At 61.9% G+C, this 19,695-nt stretch carries 13 protein-coding genes; 7 read left to right on the forward strand and 6 right to left on the reverse strand.

Going from position 1 to position 19,695, the window contains the following annotated elements; translation table 11 throughout:
• Positions 1-12: 12 nt before the first annotated feature.
• The 5 genes from C5F70_RS08060 to C5F70_RS08080 all read right to left on the reverse strand — a co-directional run bounded on the left by C5F70_RS08060 (position 13) and on the right by C5F70_RS08080 (position 5,435).
• The gene (locus C5F70_RS08060) at positions 13-1,116 is read right to left on the reverse strand and encodes an ABC transporter ATP-binding protein (RefSeq protein ID WP_104903064.1); all 1,104 of its coding nucleotides are present in this window, start codon (positions 1,114-1,116) and stop codon (positions 13-15) included.
• Between the two features lie 46 nt (positions 1,117-1,162).
• Positions 1,163-1,993, reverse strand: a complete 831-nt coding sequence (locus C5F70_RS08065) for a carbohydrate ABC transporter permease (protein WP_017848429.1) — start codon at positions 1,991-1,993, stop codon at positions 1,163-1,165.
• Between the two features lie 10 nt (positions 1,994-2,003).
• On the reverse strand, positions 2,004-2,894 hold the full coding sequence (locus C5F70_RS08070) for a carbohydrate ABC transporter permease (protein WP_046385260.1): 891 nt from the start codon (positions 2,892-2,894) through the stop codon (positions 2,004-2,006).
• Between the two features lie 134 nt (positions 2,895-3,028).
• Positions 3,029-4,351 (reverse strand): sugar ABC transporter substrate-binding protein, encoded by a 1,323-nt coding sequence (locus C5F70_RS08075; RefSeq protein ID WP_026140208.1) that lies wholly within the window; start codon positions 4,349-4,351, stop codon positions 3,029-3,031.
• Between the two features lie 178 nt (positions 4,352-4,529).
• Positions 4,530-5,435 (reverse strand): AraC family transcriptional regulator, encoded by a 906-nt coding sequence (locus C5F70_RS08080; protein WP_017848432.1) that lies wholly within the window; start codon positions 5,433-5,435, stop codon positions 4,530-4,532.
• Between the two features lie 245 nt (positions 5,436-5,680).
• On the opposite strand from C5F70_RS08080, the gene C5F70_RS08085 reads away from it, so the two are divergent.
• Positions 5,681-6,193: a GNAT family N-acetyltransferase gene (locus tag C5F70_RS08085; RefSeq protein WP_026140209.1), complete on the forward strand. Its 513-nt coding sequence runs from the start codon at positions 5,681-5,683 to the stop codon at positions 6,191-6,193.
• Between the two features lie 76 nt (positions 6,194-6,269).
• Here C5F70_RS08085 and C5F70_RS08090 read toward each other — a convergent pair whose 3' ends face one another.
• Entirely contained in the window at positions 6,270-7,559 is a 1,290-nt protein-coding gene (locus C5F70_RS08090) for a glycosyltransferase (protein ID WP_104903065.1), read from the reverse strand.
• 170 nt (positions 7,560-7,729) lie between these two features.
• Between C5F70_RS08090 and tpx the strand changes: the two genes are divergently transcribed.
• The 6 genes from tpx (at position 7,730) to C5F70_RS08120 (ending at position 19,678) form a co-directional block, all read left to right on the forward strand.
• Positions 7,730-8,230, forward strand: coding sequence for a thiol peroxidase (gene tpx / locus C5F70_RS08095; protein ID WP_017848435.1), 501 nt, complete (start codon positions 7,730-7,732; stop codon positions 8,228-8,230).
• A 232-nt stretch (positions 8,231-8,462) separates the two neighbouring features.
• Positions 8,463-9,761 carry an MdtA/MuxA family multidrug efflux RND transporter periplasmic adaptor subunit gene (locus C5F70_RS08100; protein WP_026140210.1) on the forward strand — a complete coding sequence of 433 codons (1,299 nt, stop codon included), beginning with the start codon at positions 8,463-8,465 and terminating at the stop codon, positions 9,759-9,761.
• Positions 9,758-12,859, forward strand: coding sequence for an MdtB/MuxB family multidrug efflux RND transporter permease subunit (locus tag C5F70_RS08105; RefSeq protein ID WP_102618160.1), 3,102 nt, complete (start codon positions 9,758-9,760; stop codon positions 12,857-12,859). The genes C5F70_RS08100 and C5F70_RS08105 overlap by 4 nt, the downstream gene beginning before the upstream one ends.
• A complete protein-coding gene (locus C5F70_RS08110; RefSeq protein WP_102618159.1) occupies positions 12,856-15,963 on the forward strand; it encodes an efflux RND transporter permease subunit in 3,108 nt (1,035 codons plus the stop codon). The genes C5F70_RS08105 and C5F70_RS08110 overlap by 4 nt, the downstream gene beginning before the upstream one ends.
• Positions 15,960-17,429, forward strand: a complete 1,470-nt coding sequence (locus C5F70_RS08115) for an efflux transporter outer membrane subunit (RefSeq protein ID WP_017848439.1) — start codon at positions 15,960-15,962, stop codon at positions 17,427-17,429. Before C5F70_RS08110 ends, C5F70_RS08115 begins: the two co-directional genes overlap by 4 nt.
• A 152-nt stretch (positions 17,430-17,581) precedes the next feature.
• On the forward strand, positions 17,582-19,678 hold the full coding sequence (locus C5F70_RS08120) for a bifunctional diguanylate cyclase/phosphodiesterase (RefSeq protein ID WP_104903066.1): 2,097 nt from the start codon (positions 17,582-17,584) through the stop codon (positions 19,676-19,678).
• The last annotated feature ends 17 nt before the right edge of the window (positions 19,679-19,695 follow it).

Genomic DNA, 19,695 nt, shown 5'->3' on the forward strand with positions numbered 1-19,695 from the left:
ACTCTCGCGAAATCAGGCGGCGGCGCGCAGTGGTCGGGTGACGGCCACGCCGTCGGTGTCGAACAGGTGGCAGTGCGCCGGGTCCAGGTGCAGGTGCAGCGTCTCGCCATACTGGCTGGCCATGTCGCCGCGAATCCGCATGGTCAGCGGCTCGCCGTTGGCGGTGATGACGTGGCAGAAGGTGTCGCTGCCCAGGCGCTCGCCGACGTCGGCGGTGACGGTCAGGCCGGCCTGGCCCGGTGCGGCGATCTCCAGGTGTTCCGGGCGAATGCCCAGGGTCACCGCGCTGCCCACGCTCAAGGTGGCGCCGCTCAGCGGCAGGCTGATCAGGCTGCCGGCGTCCAGTTGCACGTCGCAGCCCTGGCCCTCGACCCGCGTGACCTTGCCCTTGAGGAAGCCCATTTTCGGCGTGCCGAGAAAGCCCGCGACAAACAGGTTGGCCGGCTGGTGATACAGCTCCAGTGGCGAACCGACCTGCTCGATGCGGCCGCTGTTGAGCACCACCACTTTGTCGGCCAGGGTCATGGCTTCGACCTGATCGTGGGTCACATAGATCATGGTCGCTTGCAGCTCTTTGTGCAGGCGCGCCAGTTCCAGGCGCATCTGCACGCGCAGCGCGGCGTCGAGGTTGGACAGCGGTTCGTCGAACAGGAAGATCTTCGGGTTGCGCACAATCGCCCGGCCGATCGCCACGCGCTGGCGTTGGCCGCCGGACAGCTGCTTGGGCTTGCGCTCCAGCAGCGGGCCCAGTTCGAGGATGCGCGCCGCTTCGCCGACTTTGCTCTCCACCAGCTTTTTGTCGACGCCGGCCAGGTCGAGGGCAAACGACATGTTCTTGCGCACGCTCATGTGCGGGTACAGCGCGTAGGTCTGGAACACCATCGCCAGGTCGCGCTTGGCCGGGGTGACTTCGGTGATGTCGCGGCCATCGAGCTCGATGGTGCCTTCGCTGACTTCTTCCAGGCCGGCGATCAGTCGCAGCAGCGTGGATTTACCGCAACCCGACGGGCCGACGAAGACCACGAACTCCTTGTCGTTCACTTCCAGGTCGATGCCCTTGATGATGGAAAAGCCTTCGAAGCCTTTTTGCAGATTCTTGATTTTCAGGTTGGCCATGGGATGGGCCTCCGCTTCTGAATTCGTTTTTGTTAGAGAGAAGCCGTTATTTCACGGCGCCGAAGGACAACCCGCGCACCAGCTGTTTCTGGCTGATCCAGCCAAAAATCAGGATCGGCGCGCAGGCCAGGGTCGACACGGCCGACAATTTGGCCCAGAACAAGCCTTCGGGACTGGAGTAGGAGGCGATCAGCGCGGTCAGCGGCGCGGCATTCGACGAGGTCAGGTTCAGCGACCAGAACGCCTCGTTCCAGCACAGGATCAGCGACAGCAGCACCGTGGACGCCAGCCCGCCCTTGGCGATCGGCAGCAGCACGCGGACCATCTCCTGCCACAGGGTGGCGCCATCCAGGCGGGCGGCTTCGAGGATGTCTTTGGGGATGTCCTTGAAGTAGGTGTAAACCATCCACACCACGATCGGCAGGTTGATCAGGGTGTAGATGATGATCAGCGCGATACGCGTATCCAACAGGCCAAAGCTCTTGGCCAGCAGGTAGATCGGCATCAATACGCCCACCGGTGGCAGCATCTTGGTCGACAGCATCCACAGCAGGGTGCCCTTGGTGCGTTGGGTCTCGTAGAACGCCATGGAGTAGGCCGCCGGCACCGAGATCAGCAGGCACAAGGCGGTGGCGCTGAACGAAATCAGCACCGAGTTCCACGCGTAGCTGAAGTAATTGCTGCGTTCGTTGATGTGCAGGTAGTTCTCCAGCGTCGGCGTGAAGATGAACTGCGGCGGCGTGGCGAACGCATCGATCTCGGTCTTGAAGCTGGTCAGCACCATCCAGAAGATCGGGAAGAAGATCAGGATCGCGATGGCCCAGGCCAGGGTGCCGAGCAGCAGGCTTTGCAGGCGGCGGGATTGTTGAAGCGTCATGGCGCGGCCCTCAAGGTTTGTCAGTCAGGTTTTTGCCGATCATCCGCACCAGGATGATCGCCGCGATGTTGGCGATGACCACGGCAATCAAGCCGCCGGCCGAGGCCATGCCCACGTCGAACTGCACCAGCGCCTGGTTGTAGATCAGGTAGGCGAGGTTGGTCGAGGCGTAGCCGGGGCCGCCGTTGGTGGTGGTGAAGATTTCGGCGAACACCGAGAGCAGGAAGATCGTTTCGATCATCACCACCACGGCAATCGGGCGCGCCAGGTGCGGCAGGGTCAGGTGCCAGAAGATCGCGATGGCGCCGGCACCGTCCAGGCGTGCGGCTTCCTTTTGTTCCTGGTCGAGGGACTGCATGGCGGTCATCAGCAGCAGGATCGCGAAGGGCAGCCATTGCCACGAGACGATGATGATGATCGACAGCAGTGGGTAATGCGCCAGCCAATCCACCGGCTGCGCGCCGAACAGCTTCCACACGGCGGCGAGAATCCCCGACACCGGGTGGAAAATCAGGTTCTTCCAGATCAGCGCACCGACGGTGGGCATGATGAAGAACGGCGAGATCAACAACACCCGCACCAGGCCGCGGCCGAAGAACTCACTGGCCTCCAGCAGGGCGCTGATCAATACGCCGAACACCACGCTGATCAGCAGCACGCTGCCCACCAGCAACAGGGTATTGGTGGCGCCGGGCAGGAAGCCCGAATCGGTGATGAAGTAGGTGAAGTTCTCCAGCCCCACGAACTGGTTTTCGCCGGGGTAGAGCAGGTTGTAGCGGATCAGCGAAAAGTACAGGGTCATGCCCAGCGGCACGATCATCCACAGTAGCAGCAAGGCTACCGAGGGGCTGACGAGAAACCAGCCGGGGTTGGCCAGGCGGCTTTTGCGTGTTGTATTCATGGTGATCAAGACCGATTAGAGGCAGGTGCGCAAAACTCCTGTAGGAGCGAGCTTGCTCGCGAAGGTATTTCAGGCGCATGTCGGCGTCGGATGTACCTTTTTCGCGAGCAAGCTCGCTCCTACAGGATCGGGGGTTACTTGGGATAACCGGCCCGCTTCATTTCACGCTCGGTGGTGGTCTGCGCGGCGCTCAAGGCTTGATCCACGGTTTGCTGACCCGTCAGCGCACCCGAGAAGAACTTGCCGACCTGGGTGCCGATCGCCTGGAACTCAGGAATGGTCACCAGTTGGATACCGATATACGGCACCGGCTTGAGCGTCGGCTGGGTCGGGTCGGCGACTTTCAGCGATTCCAGGGTGACTTTGGCGAACGGCGCGGCCTGCATGTACGCGTCGCTGTAGGTCGACTTGCGCGTCCCTGGTGGGACGTTGGCGATGCCGTCGGTCTTGGCAACCAGGGCGCCGTATTCCTTGGAAGTCGCCCAACTGGTGAACAGCTTGGCGGCGTCCTTGGCTTTGGAGCTGGTCGGGATTGCCAGGCTCCAGGAGTACAGCCACGAGGTGCCTTTGTCGGTCTTCTCGTGGGGGGCGAAGGTGAAGCCGACGTGGTCCGCCACCTTGCTTTGGGTCTTGTCGGTGACGAACGAGCCGGCCACGCTGGCGTCGACCCAGATCGCGCACTTGCCGCTGTTGAACAGGGCGAGGTTTTCGTTGAAACCGTTGCTCGAAGCGCCCGGCGGGCCGGATTTCTTCATGTTGTCGACGTAGAAGTTCAGCGCGTCCTTCCATTCGGGGCCATTGAATTCAGGCTGCCATTTTTCGTCGAACCAGCGCGCGCCATAGCCGTTGGCCAGGGTGGTGATCAGCGCCATGTTTTCACCCCAACCGGCTTTGCCGCGCAGGCACAGGCCGTATTGTTCTTTGTTTCTGTCGGTGAGCTTTGCCGCGTATTCACCGATCTGCGTCCAGGTCGGATGCTCGGGCATGCTCAGCCCCGCGTCCTTGAACAGGTCGGTGCGGTAATAGGTGATCGAACTTTCGGCATAGAACGGTAGGGCGTACAGCGAACCCTTGACGGACAAACCGTCACGCACGGAAGGGAACACATCGTCGAGGTCGTAGGACGCCGGCAGGTCCTTCATCGGTTCCAGCCAGCCCTTGGCGCCCCAGAGTGCGGCTTCGTACATGCCGATGGTCAACACGTCGAACTGCCCGCCCTGGGTGGCGATGTCGGTGGTCAGGCGTTGGCGCAGGACGTTTTCTTCGAGCACCACCCAATTCAACTTGATGTCCGGGTGCTCGGCCTCGAAGGTCTTCGAGAGCTTTTGCATGCGGATCATGTCGCTGTTGTTGACGGTGGCAATGGTCAGGGTTTGCGCGCCAAGGCTGACGGCGCTGAGGGTCATGCATGCCGTCATGCAAGAACAGGCAAGCAGTGTTTTTACTGTGAACTTCATCGCGCACTCCTTTTCTGCGCCCAGGGGCTGCAGAAGGACAGTTATTGTTGTTGTGTCTTCCCACGCGGAGCCAGGAAGAGTGTGCGTTGATTACAGCCCTCAAATGGGGGGTGTGACAAATCCTTGGGCGCACTGGGACTGATACTTTTTTGTACTCGCTCACCAAAAGCCGAATCGATTAAGCCAGGTTCTGTTCGGTGAGCCGCTGCACCGCCAGGCGCCGGTAGTGGGAAGGGGTCATGCCTTTAAGTTGCTGGAAGCGGCGATTGAAGTTGGAAATGTTGTTGAACCCCGACTCGAAGCACACATCGGTGACGGCTTTGTCGCCATCGGCCAGCAGTTCGCAGGACTTGCTGATGCGCAGGCGATTGACGAATTCGATAAACGTGCGCCCGGTGGCCTGCTTGAACACCCGCGAGAAATACGTCGGTTTCATCCCCAGGTAATCGGCCACTTCCTCCAGTGACAACTCCCGTGCGTAATGCGCAAAGATGTAGTCCACCGCCCGGTTGGTGCGGTCGATGCTGTGTTCGTCGGCCAGTTGCGGCGTGGTCACGCCGGACAGCAGTTGGTAGTCCTCACACGCGCTCAACACGTCCAGCAGGATAAAGAAGTGCCCCAGGCGCGCCATGCCCTGGGCGTCCTCGATGCGTTGCATGAGTGTCATGGCCTGGGCGATGGTCTTCTTGCAGCGAAACTCGATGCCGGACTGCGCCCGCTCCAGTAGCGGCGCGAGGGTCTTGAGCTCAGTAAAAATGTGACTGCCGTTCTCAAGCAGCTCATCGGTGAAATTCACCAGCATGTCGCGCTTGGGCACCACTTCGTCTTCCTCGACCTGGCTGATCCAGTTGTGAGGCAGGTTGGGGCCGGTGAGGAACAGGCTTTCCGGGTAGAAGTTGCCGATGTAGTCGCCGATGAACACCTTGCCGGAACTGGCGACGATCAGGTGCAGCTCGTATTCCTTATGGAAATGCCAGCGCACCAACGGGCAAGGGAAACCGTGCTGGCGATAGATGATGGACAGACCGTTGTGATCGTCCATCAGCTCGTAGGAAGGGTCGGTGATTCGCGTTGCTCGGGTCATGCTGCCGTCGCTTTATTGTGGTTGCGCTTCGCAATAATGCCCCCTTGTGTGCTGTCGCTGCCAGCGGCAAGTTGGTTGGAGCATCCCTGAAGGCCGTTTTGGGTTATCGGCTACTTAATATATTTCACTGGCCTGTGCTATTAACAAAAGCGTTTACGAGCAGGCGTCGTGCTAATCGAGAGGGCATGGTCGCTAGGAGCAAAGAAGCGTTTTATCTGAAACAGAACACGAACAAGGAGTTGGTTATGATTCGTGATGCACTGCCCAAGGACGCGAAGAGCATTGCTGATGTTCATGTCAGTAGCTGGCAACACGCTTATGCGAATCTGATGCCGGCTGATTTTTTGGCCTCGCTGACTGCGACATTGCCGAAAAGGGAGGCTTATTGGGCTCAGGCAATCGAAAGCAAAGATTCTGACGTTTTAGTTTCAGAGGTGGATGGAAACGTTGTCGGTTGGATTTCAGTGGGCCGTTGCCGTGATGAAGACAAGCCCGCAGCGGAGTCGGGAGAGGTCATGGCTATCTATATTTTGGCAGCGTATTGGGGTAAAGGAATCGGTGCCAAATTGTGGGAGTCAGGTTTAAACCGTTTGTTTGATCAAGGTTATAAAAATATTACCTTATGGGTTTTATCTGCAAACGAAAGAGCTGTTCGCTTTTATCAGGGGCTCGGCGGAAGAGAAGAGCCTGGCAGCCGTCGCACGCTGGTCCGTGGTGGCGTGTCGCTGGATGAGGTGAGGTATGTTTGGGGACGTTAAGGTTTAGGGATGCCCCGAGTGACGTGCCGCGCAGCGGCGGCACGTCGAAGTTACGATATTCACGCTTCCTGATGCGCTAAAGGTTACGGTTTTTTGCCTCGATCCACTGCGACATGTATTGCGTACTTTTGTGGGCATGGTGGCGCAGCATGCTACCGGTGAAATTATTTCGGCGATGGGCGGCGAGGTCGTTGCGGCACTGTTCCAGGCATTCCACCAACGCGGGGCCGTGGATGTTTTGGTCATACCGGCGGGCCAGGAGTTGGCGCCCGTGCTCCTGAGCCTGGGTCCAGCGTTCGCGGTCCTGGTAAAGGCTCACGGCGGCATCGGCCAACGCCGTGGCGCTGTGGGCGATTGCCCCCGGCCACGGCTGCTCGTCGCCCATGGCTTCGGCGCCGACCGGTGTGGTGATATTCGGCGTGCCGCAGAGCATGGCATCCGCCAGCTTGCCCTTGATGCCAGCACCGAAGCGCAACGGCGCCAGGCAGATGCGCGCCGCTGTCATCACTTGCAGGGCATCCTCGGCCCAGTTCATCACATGAAACCCCTGGGCCGCGTTGTGCAGGGCCGTCGCCTTGGGCGGGGTGTAGGCACCATAGATATGCAGTTGGGCGCCTGGCAGTTGCTGGCGGATCAACGGCCACACACTGTTCTTCATCCAGAGCACGGCATCCCAGTTCGGCGCGTGACGGAAGTTGCCGATGCTGAGGAAGTGCGCGCGCTCGTCGAAGGGGGCGAATGCTTCGGTTGGCGGCTCGAGCATCAATGGGCACCAGTGGAGCAGGGCGGCGGGCACCTTGAAGTGCTCGGTGAGCAGACGGATTTCCACGTCGGAGATCATCAGGCTGATGTCGCAGCGATAGATGGCCGCGATCTCGCGCTTGGCCAGGTCGGTGTCGGCCATGCGCTGGAACTCGTCTTCCAGGCCCGGTGCGAACAAGGCGCTGAAGTCATCGTTGCCCGGTTGCGCCTTGAGGTCGTCCTTGAGCCGCTGCTGGCGTGCGTCGCGCAGGCTTTGCAGGTCGGAGGTTTCCAGCACCCGCAAGGCCGCGGGGCAGTGCTTCTCGACGCGCCAGCCGAACTGTTCTTCCATCATGAAGCGGTCGAACAGCACGATGTCCGGGGCCAGTTCGCGGATAAAGTCGTCGAAACTGCTGTTATTGAGTTCGATGGCGCACTCGGTGATACCGAGTGCCGGCAGGTCGGCTTTGTGCTCGCCGATGGTCGCTGGGCTGCTGAAGGTAATATCCCAACCTTGTGTAAGAAAAGTTTCGAGAATCTGCATCATATGCCCGCCGGCAGCCGAGGAGCGCGGTTCCGGCCAGACATAACCAATGACCAGGACTTTGGTGGCGGGCTGATTCATCAACAACAGATTCCTTGAGCGGGGACGAAAACCGCGCAATTAAACCACAACCGCCCGCGTGCCCGGCGAGACATGACAATTTGTGTCTGGCGGTAGGTCGTCACGGCACTTTGTGGTTAACTTCCGCCTCTCGAATTCGTTTAACCAAACCCAGCATAAGGATTCCGTTCATGGCTCAAGTCACCCTTCGTGGTAACCCCGTCCAAGTTGAAGGCGAACTGCCGCAAACCGGCTCCAAGGCGCCAGACTTCACCCTGACCGCCGGCGATCTGTCGGACGTGACCCTGGCCACCTTCGCCGGCAAGCGCAAAGTGCTGAACATCTTCCCAAGCGTCGACACCCCGACCTGTGCCACGTCGGTACGCACGTTCAACGCCCAGGCCGACAAAGTGGCCAACACCGTGGTGCTGTGCATCTCCTCTGACCTGCCGTTTGCCCAGAAGCGTTTTTGCGGCACCGAAGGCCTGGACAACGTGCAGAGCCTGTCGGACTTCCGCAACGCCGATTTCGCCGTTGACTACGGCGTTTCGATTGCTGACGGCCCGCTCCGGGCTCTGACCGCCCGTGCCGTCGTTGTGCTGGATGAAAACGACAATGTACTGCACAGCGAACTGGTCCCTGAAATCGGCCAAGAGCCAAACTACGAAGCAGCCCTGGCTGTTTTGAAGTAACTGTTTCTGCGCATTACTGTCGTTATGCAGTAACACTGCGCGGTACATAATTGCGGCCTGGCCTAGTCCAGGCCGTTTTTATTTGCTGGTCAGATGTTTAGCGAAATAGCCGGTGGACTAAGCTCAAAAGTTAAAAGTTGTAAGCCCAAGGTAAATAGCCGGTAAAGGCGCTTTTCTTAACGCGCCCCAGTGCTTATCTTTCAGCCTCCCAAAGAAGAAGCCCTCGCGCCCAATGGTTGATCACTCCATGCAATCCTCCCCCCGCAACTCCCGTCGCTGGCTGTTCGGCCTGCTCGTGCTGCTGGTTATCGCCGGCCTGTGCTGGAAATTCTGGCCCACCGGCGCGCCCCATCCAGAAGCGCCAGCCGGCCGCACCGGTAAAACGGGCATGGCGCGCCCTGGTTTCGGCGGCTCCACCGGTCCGGTGCCGGTGCGCGTGGCGCCGGCGGTGCTGGGGGAGTTCCCGGTGTACTACAAGGCATTGGGGACGGTCACCGCGCTCAACACTATTAATGTACGCAGCCGGGTGGGCGGCGAGTTGGTGAAGATCGCCTTTGAAGAAGGGCAGATGGTCAAGGCCGGCGACCTGCTGGCGGAAATCGACCCGCGCAGTTACCAGAACGCCTTGCTCCAGGCCCAGGGCACGTTGATGCAGAGCCAGGCCCAGTTGAAAAACGCCCAGGTCGATGTCGAGCGTTATCGCGGCTTGTATGCCCAGGACAGTATCGCCAAGCAAACCCTGGACACCGCCGAAGCGCTGGTCCTGCAATACCAAGGCACGGTCAAGACCAACCAGGGCGCGGTCGACGACGCCAAGCTCAACCTCGAATTCACCAAGATCCGCGCGCCGATCACCGGGCGCGTCGGCCTGCGTCAGCTTGACGTCGGTAACCTGGTGGCCGCCAACGACACCACGGCGCTGGCGGTGATCACTCAGACCCAGCCGATCAGCGTGGCCTTCACTCTGCCGGAGAACAGCCTGGAAACCGTGCTCGCCCGTTACCACGCCGGCAACAAGCTGCCGGTGGAAGCCTGGGACCGCGGCGACGCCAAGCGCCAAGCCACCGGCGTGCTGCAGAGCCTGGATAACCAGATCGACGTCACCACCGGCACCTTGAAGTTCAAGGCGCGCTTCGATAACAAAGACCAGGCGCTGTTCCCCAATCAGTTCGTCAACGTGCATCTGCTCGCCGACACCCTGCACAACGTCGTGCTGGCACCGTCCGCCGCCATCCAGTTCGGCAACGCCGGCACCTTTGTCTACAAGCTCGACGGCGACAAGAAGGTCAAGGTCCAGCCCCTGGTGGTCGGCGATAGCGACGGCGACAACACCGTGATCAAGCAAGGCCTGGTCGCCGGCGATCGCGTGGTGCTGGAAGGCACCGACCGCCTGAAGGACGGCAGTGAAGTCGAAGTGGTCAACGACAGCAGTCAAGTCCCGACCACGCCGACCGAGCACCTGCAAGGCAAGCCCGCGGCCAAAGGGGAGACCGGCGCTGACGCCGGCAAGGCGCAAAAGGTCGGTTCATGAACCTGTCGCGGCTGTTTATCCTTCGCCCGGTCGCTACCACGCTGAGTATGCTGGCGATTGTCCTGGCAGGGATCATCTCGTACCGCTTGTTGCCGGTCTCGGCCTTGCCCCAGGTGGACTACCCGACCATCCGGGTGATGACCCTGTACCCCGGCGCCAGCCCGGATGTGATGACCAGCGCAGTCACCGCGCCCCTGGAGCGCCAGTTCGGGCAAATGCCCGGCTTGACCCAGATGGCCTCCACCAGCTCCGGCGGGGCCTCGGTGCTGACCCTGCGCTTCAACCTCGACATCAATATGGATGTCGCCGAGCAACAGGTGCAGGCCGCGATCAACGCCGCGACCAACCTGCTGCCCAAGGACTTGCCGGCGCCGCCGGTGTACAACAAGGTCAACCCGGCGGATACCCCGGTGCTGACCCTGGCGATTACCTCCAAGACCATGCTGCTGCCCAAGCTCAATGACCTGGTCGACACACGCATGGCGCAAAAGATCGCGCAGATCAGCGGCGTCGGCATGGTCAGCATTGCCGGTGGCCAGCGCCAGGCCGTGCGTATCAAGGTCAACCCCGAGGCCCTGGCGGCCAACGGCTTGAACCTGTCGGATGTACGCACGCTGATTACCGCGTCCAACGTCAACCAGCCCAAGGGCAACTTCGACGGGCCGACCCGCGTGTCGATGCTCGACGCCAACGACCAACTGGTGTCGCCGCAGCAATACGCCGAATTGATCCTGGCCTACAAAAATGGCGCGCCGCTGCGTCTGAAGGACGTCGCGCAGATCGTCGACGGCGCCGAAAACGAACGCCTCGCCGCCTGGGCCAACGAAAACCAGGCCGTGCTGCTGAATATCCAGCGCCAGCCCGGTGCCAACGTGATCGAGGTGGTCGACCGTATCAAGGCCCTGCTGCCGAGCATCACCGATAACCTGCCGGCCGGCCTGGATGTGACGGTGCTGACCGACCGTACCCAGACCATCCGCGCCTCGGTCACCGACGTGCAGCACGAATTGCTGATCGCGATTGCCCTGGTGGTGATGGTGACCTTCCTGTTCCTGCGCCGCGTCAGCGCGACGATCATCCCGTCGATCGCTGTGCCACTGTCACTGGTGGGCACCTTTGGCGTGATGTACCTGGCGGGTTTCTCGATCAACAACCTGACGCTGATGGCCCTGACCATCGCCACTGGCTTCGTGGTCGACGATGCGATCGTGATGCTGGAGAACATCTCGCGTTATATCGAGGAAGGTGAAACCCCGCTGGCCGCCGCGCTCAAGGGCGCCAAACAGATCGGCTTCACCCTGATTTCCCTGACCCTGTCGCTGATCGCCGTATTGATTCCGTTGCTGTTCATGGGCGATGTGGTCGGGCGCCTGTTCCGCGAGTTCGCCATCACCCTGGCGGTGGCGATCCTGATTTCCCTGGTGGTGTCCCTGACCCTGACGCCGATGATGTGCGCGCGCCTGCTCAAGCGTGAGCCCGAGGAAGCAGAACAGAGCCGTTTCTACAAGGCCAGCGGCGCCTGGATCGATTGGTTGATCGCGGCCTACGGGCGCAAGTTGCAGTGGGTGCTCAAGCACCAGCCGCTGACGTTGCTGGTGGCCATCGCCACCCTGGGCCTCACCGTGGTGCTGTACCTGGTGGTGCCCAAGGGCTTTTTCCCGGTGCAGGACACCGGGGTGATCCAGGGCATTTCCGAGGCGCCGCAGTCGATTTCCTTCGCGGCCATGAGCCAGCGCCAGCAGGAGCTGGCGAAGATCATCCTGGCCGACCCGGCGGTGGAAAGCCTGTCGTCCTACATCGGTGTGGATGGCGACAACGCCACCCTCAACAGCGGTCGCTTGCTGATCAACCTCAAGGCCCATGGGCAGCGGAACTTGAGCGCGGCCCAGGTGATCACCCGCCTGCAGCCGCAAATCGACAAACTGGTGGGCATCCGCCTGTACATGCAGCCGGTGCAGGATCTGACCATCGAAGACCGCGTCAGCCGCACCCAGTACCAGTTCAGCATGTCGTCACCCGATGCCGAACTGCTGGCGTTGTGGAGTGAAAAGCTGGTCCATGCCTTGAGCCAGTTGCCGCAGCTCACCGACGTCGCCAGCGACCTGCAGGACAAGGGCCTGCAGGTGTACCTGGTGATCGACCGCGATGCGGCCTCGCGTCTGGGCGTCAACGTGTCGACCATCACCGATGCGCTGTACGACGCCTTCGGTCAGCGGCAGATTTCCACCATCTACACCCAGGCCAGCCAATACCGCGTGGTGTTGCAGGCCCAGTCGGGCGAGACCCTGGGGCCGGATGCGCTGAATCAGATCCACGTCAAGACCACCGACGGCGGCCAGGTGCGGCTGTCGAGCCTGGCCCATGTGGAACAGCGCCAGGCGCAGTTGGCGATTGCCCATATCGGTCAGTTCCCGGCGGTGATGATGTCGTTCAACCTGGCCCCTGGCGTCGCACTGGGCAAGGGCGTGGAGTTGATCAACCAGACCCAGAAAGACATCGGCATGCCGGTGGGCGTGCAGACCCAGTTCCAGGGCGCGGCCCAGGCGTTCGAAGCCTCGCTGTCGAGCACCTTGCTGCTGATCCTGGCGGCGGTGGTCACCATGTACATCGTGCTCGGCGTGCTCTACGAGAGCTACATCCACCCGGTCACCATCCTCTCGACCCTGCCTTCGGCGGCGGTGGGGGCGTTGCTGGCGTTGCTGCTCAGCGGCAATGACCTGGGCATGATCGCGATCATTGGCATCATTTTGCTGATCGGTATCGTCAAGAAGAACGCGATCATGATGATCGACTTCGCCCTCGACGCCGAACGCAACCAGGGCCTTGACCCGCAGACCGCGATCTACCAGGCGGCGCTGTTGCGCTTCCGGCCGATCCTGATGACCACCCTGGCCGCGCTGTTCGGCGCGGTGCCGTTGATGCTGGCCACCGGTTCCGGTGCTGAGCTGCGTCAACCCCTGGGCCTGGTGATGGTCGGCGGTTTGCTGGTGAGCCAGGTATTGACCCTGTTCACCACGCCGGTGATCTACCTGTACTTCGATCGCCTGGGGCGGCGCTGGCGCAAAGAGCCGCAACGCCTGGAGCCGGTTGAGTCATGAACCTGTCCGGACCTTTCATTCGCCGCCCGGTCGCGACCATGCTGTTGAGCCTGGCGATCATGTTGCTGGGCGGTGTCAGCTTCAATTTGCTGCCGGTGTCGCCGCTGCCGCAGATCGACTTCCCGGTGATCGTGGTGTCGGCCAGCCTGCCCGGCGCCAGCCCCGAGGTGATGGCGTCCACCGTGGCCACGCCGCTGGAGCGCTCGTTCGGCGCGATTGCCGGCATTACCACCATGAGCAGTTCGTCGAGCCAGGGTTCGACGCGGGTGATCCTGGCGTTCGATTCCAACCGTGATATCAACGGCGCGGCGCGCGAAGTGCAGGCGGCGATCAATGCTTCGCGCAACCTGCTGCCCAGCGGTATGCGCAGCATGCCGACCTACAAGAAGATCAACCCGTCGCAGGCGCCGATCATGGTGCTGTCGCTGACCTCGGACGTATTGCAGAAGGGCCAGCTGTACGACCTGGCGTCGACCATCCTGTCGCAAAGCCTGTCCCAGGTGCCGGGCGTGGGTGAAGTGCAGATCGGCGGCAGTTCCCTGCCGGCGGTGCGGATCGAACTCGAACCCAAGGCCCTCGACCAGTACGGCGTGGCCCTCGACGATGTGCGCAACACCATCGCCAACGCCAACCAGCGTCGGCCCAAGGGTTCCCTGGAAGACGCCGAGCGCAACTGGCAGATCCAGGCCAACGACCAGCTGGAAAAAGCCAAGGACTATGAACCGCTGCTGATCCGCTACCAGAACGGCGCGGCCCTGCGCCTGGGCGATGTGGCGAAGATCAGCGACGGTGTGGAAGACCGCTACAACAGCGGCTTCTTCAACAACGATTCGGCGGTGCTGCTGGTGATCAACCGCCAGTCCGGTGCCAACATCATCGAGACCGTCCGGCAGATCAAGGCGCAGTTGCCGGCATTGCAGGCGGTGCTGCCGTCCAGCGTCAAGCTGAGCCTGGCGATGGATCGCTCGCCGGTGATCACCGCCACCCTGCACGAGGCCGAGATGACCTTGCTGATTGCCGTTGGGCTGGTGATCCTGGTGGTCTACCTGTTCCTCGGTAACTTCCGTGCGTCGCTGATTCCAACCCTGGCGGTGCCGGTGTCGCTGGTGGGCACCTTCGCGGTGATGTATCTGTTCGGTTTCTCGCTGAACAACTTCTCGCTGATGGCGCTGATCCTCGCCACCGGCCTGGTGGTGGACGATGCCATCGTGGTGCTGGAGAACATTTCCCGGCATATCGACGAGGGCGTGCCGCCGATGAAGGCGGCGTACCTGGGCGCCAAGGAAGTCGGCTTTACCTTGCTGTCGATGAACGTGTCGCTGGTGGCGGTGTTCCTGTCCATCCTGTTCATGGGCGGGATCGTCACCAGCCTGTTTCGTGAGTTTTCCATCACCTTGTCGGCGGCGATCATCGTGTCGCTGGTGGTCTCGCTGACCCTCACGCCGATGCTCTGCGCGCGTTGGCTCAAGCCTCATATCAAAGGCCAACTGACCGGTTTGCAGCGTTGGAGCCAGAAGGTCAACGACCGCATGGTCTCGGCCTACGCCACCAGCCTGGACTGGGTGCTGCGCCATCGGCGCCTGACCTTGCTCAGCCTGCTGATCACGGTGGGGGTGAATATCGCGCTGTATGTGGTGGTGCCGAAAACCTTCATGCCCCAGCAGGACACCGGGCAATTGATCGGCTTTGTGCGCGGTGACGATGGGCTGTCGTTCAGCGTGATGCAGCCGAAGATGGAGATTTTCCGCAAGGCCGTGTTGCAAGACCCGGCGGTGCTCAGCGTGGCCGGTTTCATCGGCGGCAACAGCGGCACCAACAACGCGGTGATGCTGGTTCGACTCAAACCCATTAGCGAACGCAAGGTCTCCGCCCAGGCGGTGATCGAGCGTCTGCGCAAGAACGTGCCCTTGGTGCCGGGCGGGCGGCTGTTCCTGATGGCTGACCAGGACCTGCAATTCGGTGGCGGGCGTGACCAGACCAGTGCGCAGTATTCCTACATCCTGCAAAGCGGTGATCTGTCTGCGCTGCGCCTGTGGTACCCGAAGGTCGTGGCCGCACTGCGTGCGTTACCCGAACTCACCGCCATCGACGCCCGCGAAGGCCGGGGCGCGGCCCAGGTGACGCTGGTCGTCGACCGCGACCAGGCCAAGCGCCTGGGAATCGATATGAACATGGTCACTGCGGTGCTGAACAACGCCTACAGCCAGCGGCAGATCTCGACTATCTATGACAGCCTCAACCAGTATCAGGTGGTGATGGAGGTCAACCCGAAATACGCCCAGGACCCGATCACCCTGAACCAGATGCAGGTGATCACCTCCACGGGCGCGCGGGTGCCGTTGTCGACCATTGCCCATTATGAGAACAGCCTGGCGGACGACCGGGTCAGCCACGAAGGCCAGTTCGCCTCGGAAAACATCGCCTTTGACATAGCGCCCGGCGTGACGGTGGAGCAGGGCACCGCGGCCATCGAGCGGGCAATTGCCAAGGTGGGCTTGCCGGAGGACGTCATCGCCAAGATGGCCGGCACCGCCGATGCCTTTGCGGCGACCCAGAAGGGCCAGCCGTTCATGATCCTCGGCGCGCTGGTGGCGGTGTACCTGGTGTTGGGTATTCTGTATGAAAGTTATATCCACCCGCTGACGATCCTCTCGACCTTGCCGTCGGCCGGCGTCGGAGCCTTGCTCTCCATCTACCTGCTGGGCGGCGAGTTCAGCCTGATCTCCTTGCTCGGCTTGTTCCTGTTGATCGGGGTGGTGAAGAAAAACGCGATCCTGATGATCGACCTGGCGCTGCAACTGGAGCGCAATGATGGCCTGAGCCCGCTGGATTCGATTCGCAGCGCCTGCCTGTTGCGTCTGCGGCCGATCCTGATGACCACGCTGGCGGCGATTCTCGGTGCCTTGCCGTTGTTGCTCGGCAGGGCCGAAGGTGCGGAAATGCGCCAGCCCCTGGGCCTGACCATTATCGGCGGGCTGGTCTTCAGCCAGATCCTGACCCTTTACACCACCCCGGTGGTTTACCTTTATCTCGACCGCGCGCGCCATCGTTTCAACGCTTGGCGCGGCGTGCGTACCGATGCTGCCCTGGACACTGCGCTATGACCGATTCAATTTTCGCCACATTGGCCATGCCCCGTGGTTCCCGCGTCGCCAGCCTGGTGCTCTGCGGGGTGTTGCTCAGCGCTTGCGCCGTCGGCCCCGACTACACGCGCCCGGAGGTCATCGAGCCGGCGCAGTTCAAGCAAGCCCAGGGCTGGCGCCAGGCTACGCCGAGCGATGCGCTGGCCCGTGGTGCCTGGTGGGAGCTGTACGGCGACCGTCAGCTCAATGACCTCGTGGTCCGGCTGAACAACGCCAACCAGACCGTCGCCCAGGCCGAAGCGCGCTTCCGCCAGGCCCAGGCGCTGGTGCGCAGTTCCCGTGGGGCGTTTTACCCGACGGTGGACCTGAGCGTCGGGAAAACCCGCGCCAGCCAGGGCACCGGCAGCAGCAACGCCAGCCTCAGCAGTTCCAGCAGCGGCATCCGCGACACCCTCAACGCGCAGTTGGGCGTGAGCTGGGAAGCCGATGTCTGGGGCAAGTTGCGCCGGGGCCTGGAAGCCAAAGAGGCCAGCGCCGAAGCCAGCTCGGCGGACCTGGCCGCGATGCGCTTGAGCCAGCAGTCGGAGTTGGTGCAAAGCTACCTGCAACTGCGCGTCATGGATGAGCAGACCCGGCTGCTGCAGGCCACGCTGGACACCTACCAGCGCTCCCTGCAAATGACCGAAAACCAATACCGCGCCGGCGTCTCCGGCAAGGAAGCCGTGGCCCAGGCGCAAACCCAGCTCAAGTCCACCCAGGCCAGCCTGATCGACCTGATCTGGCAGCGTGCCCAGCTGGAAAACGCCATCGCCGTGTTGATCGGCGAGGCGCCGGCCAACTTCAACCTGGCCGTGAGCAAGGACATCCCGGCCTTGCCGCAGATTCCGGTGAGCCTGCCCTCGCAATTGCTCGAACGGCGCCCGGACATCGCCTCGGCTGAACGCTCGGTGATCGCCGCCAACGCCAATATCGGCGTGGCCAAGGCCGCCTATTACCCGGACCTGAGCCTGAGCCTGGCTGGCGGTTATTCCAGTAGCACCTATTCAGACTGGATCAGCCTGCCGAACCGCTTCTGGTCGGTCGGGCCGAAACTGGCGATGACCCTGTTCGACGGCGGCCAGCGCTCGGCGGAAGTCGACCGCACCGTGGCCAGTTACGATGAGACCGTGGCCAAGTATCGCCAGACCGTGCTGGATGGTTTTCGCGAAGTGGAAAACTACATGGTCCAGCTCAAGGTGCTGGAAGACGAAGCCGTGGTCAGCAACGAAGCCCTGGAGGCCGCTCGCGAATCGCTGCGCCTGACCCAGAACCAATACAAAGCGGGGCTGATCGCTTACCTGGATGTGGTCACCGTGCAGGCGACGGCGCTGAGTAACGAACGCACCGTGCTGACCTTGCTGCAGACGCGATTGGTGGCCAGCGTGCAACTGATCGCCGCGTTGGGCGGTGGTTGGGATGGGCAGACTCAAGTGGCGGAAAAGGAGTGAAGTCCGGGCCTTTTTGAATGGGCAGATTGACGTCAAATTGCCGATGTTGGCCCTATGATAATTAATCACCTGTTCAATAATTATTCTCGCTACAATCCGCGGCTTTGCCACCCGGGGCGGGTGTTTACAACCCGTCGCTCTCGAGAAGTTCCATGCTCATCGGTAGTTATTCTCCCTCTCTGGTCGTGATCTCCCTGTTCGTCGCGGTGCTTGCTTCCTACACCGCGCTCGACCTCTCCGGTCGCATCGCCACGGCCAAGGGTCGCGCCATCTACTTGTGGATGCTGGGCGGGGCATTGGCCATGGGCGTGGGCGTGTGGTCCATGCACTTTATCGGCATGTTGGCGCTCAGGCTGCCGTTTGCCCTGGGTTTTGACCTGGACATTACCGCGTTGTCGCTGTTGATCGCGGTGTTGTCCTGCGGCTTTGCCTTGTGGTTGGTCAGCCAGCAGCGCCTGCCTATGTGGCAACTGGGGTTTGGCGCGCTGATAATGGGCGCCGGCATCAGCAGCATGCATTACACCGGCATGGCCGCGATGCGGATGCTGCCGGGCATCGATTACGACCCCGCGTTGTTTGGCGCCTCGTTGCTGATCGCGGTGGCGGCGTCTGGCGCGGCACTGTGGATCGCCTTCAATCTGCGGCGCAACACGCCTTATGTGCGTCTGGCACGCGGTGGCGCCGCCGTGGTGATGGGCGTGGCCATCGTCGGCATGCACTACACCGGCATGGCGGCGGCGCGTTTTGCCGACGACAGTTTCTGCGGCGCCGCGCTGACCGGCTTGAGCGGCAAGGGCCTGGATAACCTGGTGTTGGTCACCAGCCTGGCCGTGCTGGTTATCGCGCTGCTCACGTCGTTGCTCGACGCGCGCCTGGAGGCGCGTACCGCGGTGCTGGCCGACTCGCTGACGTTGGCCAATCAGGAACTGACCCACCTGGCCCTGCACGACACCCTGACCGGCCTGCCCAATCGCACCCTGCTCGCCGACCGGATTCAGCAAGCCATGCAGGCGGTGAAAGAGCAGGGCGGTTGCCTGGCCCTGATGTTTATCGATCTGGACGGCTTCAAGCCGGTCAACGATGCCTTCGGCCATCACATGGGCGACCAGTTGTTGCGCGAAGTCAGCCAGCGCCTGCGTGAAGATCTGCGCAGCCAGGACACCCTGGCGCGCATCGGCGGTGATGAGTTTGTGCTGCTGGTGCAACTGACGCAGCCCAATGATGCCCTGGGCCTTGCCGAACGCCAGGTGGTGCTGATCAATCGCGCGTTCCAGGTGGCCGAACACGTGCTGAAAATTTCAGCCAGCGTCGGTATCGCGATGTTCCCGGGCAACGGCAGTACGCCCCAGGAACTGCTGATGAACGCCGACGCCGCGATGTACCACGCCAAGGGCATGGGCAAGAATGGCTACAGCTTCTTCGATGTGTCGATGAACTCTAACGCGCGCAAGCAACTGCAGTTGTTGCAGGACTTGCGCAACGCAGTCGAGCAGCAGCAGTTCCGCTTGTACTACCAGCCCAAGTTCGACGCTGTCAGCGGTGCCCCGATAGGCGCCGAAGCCTTGCTGCGCTGGGAGCATCCGCAAGAGGGCTTGTTGCTGCCGGCGGCCTTTATCGAGCTGGCGGAAAAGACCGGGCTGATCATTCCGATTGGCGAGTGGGTGCTCGACGAAGCCTGCCGTCAGATGCGCGTGTGGTACGCCCAGGGTTATGAAGGCTGGCGAATCGCGGTGAACCTGTCGGCGTTGCAGTTTTGCCACGCCGGCTTGGTCAAGAGTGTCGCCGCCGCGTTGGATCGCCACCAGTTGCCGGCCAACAGCCTGACGCTGGAGATTACCGAAACCACCGCCATGAGCGATGCCGATGCAAGCATGACGGTGTTGCAGCAGCTGTCGGAAATGGGGGTCGATCTGTCCATTGACGACTTCGGCACCGGCTATTCCAGCCTGATGTACCTCAAGCGCCTGCCGGCCAACGAACTGAAGATCGACCGTGGCTTTGTGCGAGACCTGGAACACGACGGCGACGACGCCGCCATCGTCTCGGCCATCGTCGCCCTGGGCCAGGCCCTTGGGCTGCGGATTGTCGCCGAAGGGGTGGAAACCGATGTCCAGCAGAGCTTCCTCACCCGCCTGGGGTGCAACGCGTTGCAGGGCTACTTGCTCGGGCATCCGTTACCGGCGGATGGCTTCATGGCCGACATCCTGCGGGCACAAGCAGCGCTGGCGCCTGACAAGCAGCGTGCTTGACGGGTATTCTTGGGGCC

Origin of the sequence: Pseudomonas sp. LH1G9 (assembly GCF_002949975.1) — a bacterium.
Classification (GTDB): Bacteria; Pseudomonadota; Gammaproteobacteria; order Pseudomonadales; family Pseudomonadaceae; genus Aquipseudomonas; species Aquipseudomonas veronii.

Bases quoted from the DNA above. Each gene is read 5' to 3' on its own strand.
- C5F70_RS08060 (WP_104903064.1), bottom strand. From the start codon at position 1,116: ATGGCCAACCTGAAAATCAAGAATCTGCAAAAAGGCTTCGAAGGCTTT.
- C5F70_RS08065 (WP_017848429.1), bottom strand. From the start codon at position 1,993: ATGACGCTTCAACAATCCCGCCGCCTGCAAAGCCTGCTGCTCGGCACC.
- C5F70_RS08070 (WP_046385260.1), bottom strand. From the start codon at position 2,894: ATGAATACAACACGCAAAAGCCGCCTGGCCAACCCCGGCTGGTTTCTC.
- C5F70_RS08075 (WP_026140208.1), bottom strand. From the start codon at position 4,351: ATGAAGTTCACAGTAAAAACACTGCTTGCCTGTTCTTGCATGACGGCA.
- C5F70_RS08080 (WP_017848432.1), bottom strand. From the start codon at position 5,435: ATGACCCGAGCAACGCGAATCACCGACCCTTCCTACGAGCTGATGGAC.
- C5F70_RS08085 (WP_026140209.1), top strand. From the start codon at position 5,681: ATGATTCGTGATGCACTGCCCAAGGACGCGAAGAGCATTGCTGATGTT.
- C5F70_RS08090 (WP_104903065.1), bottom strand. From the start codon at position 7,559: ATGAATCAGCCCGCCACCAAAGTCCTGGTCATTGGTTATGTCTGGCCG.
- tpx (WP_017848435.1), top strand. From the start codon at position 7,730: ATGGCTCAAGTCACCCTTCGTGGTAACCCCGTCCAAGTTGAAGGCGAA.
- C5F70_RS08100 (WP_026140210.1), top strand. From the start codon at position 8,463: ATGGTTGATCACTCCATGCAATCCTCCCCCCGCAACTCCCGTCGCTGG.
- C5F70_RS08105 (WP_102618160.1), top strand. From the start codon at position 9,758: ATGAACCTGTCGCGGCTGTTTATCCTTCGCCCGGTCGCTACCACGCTG.
- C5F70_RS08110 (WP_102618159.1), top strand. From the start codon at position 12,856: ATGAACCTGTCCGGACCTTTCATTCGCCGCCCGGTCGCGACCATGCTG.
- C5F70_RS08115 (WP_017848439.1), top strand. From the start codon at position 15,960: ATGACCGATTCAATTTTCGCCACATTGGCCATGCCCCGTGGTTCCCGC.
- C5F70_RS08120 (WP_104903066.1), top strand. From the start codon at position 17,582: ATGCTCATCGGTAGTTATTCTCCCTCTCTGGTCGTGATCTCCCTGTTC.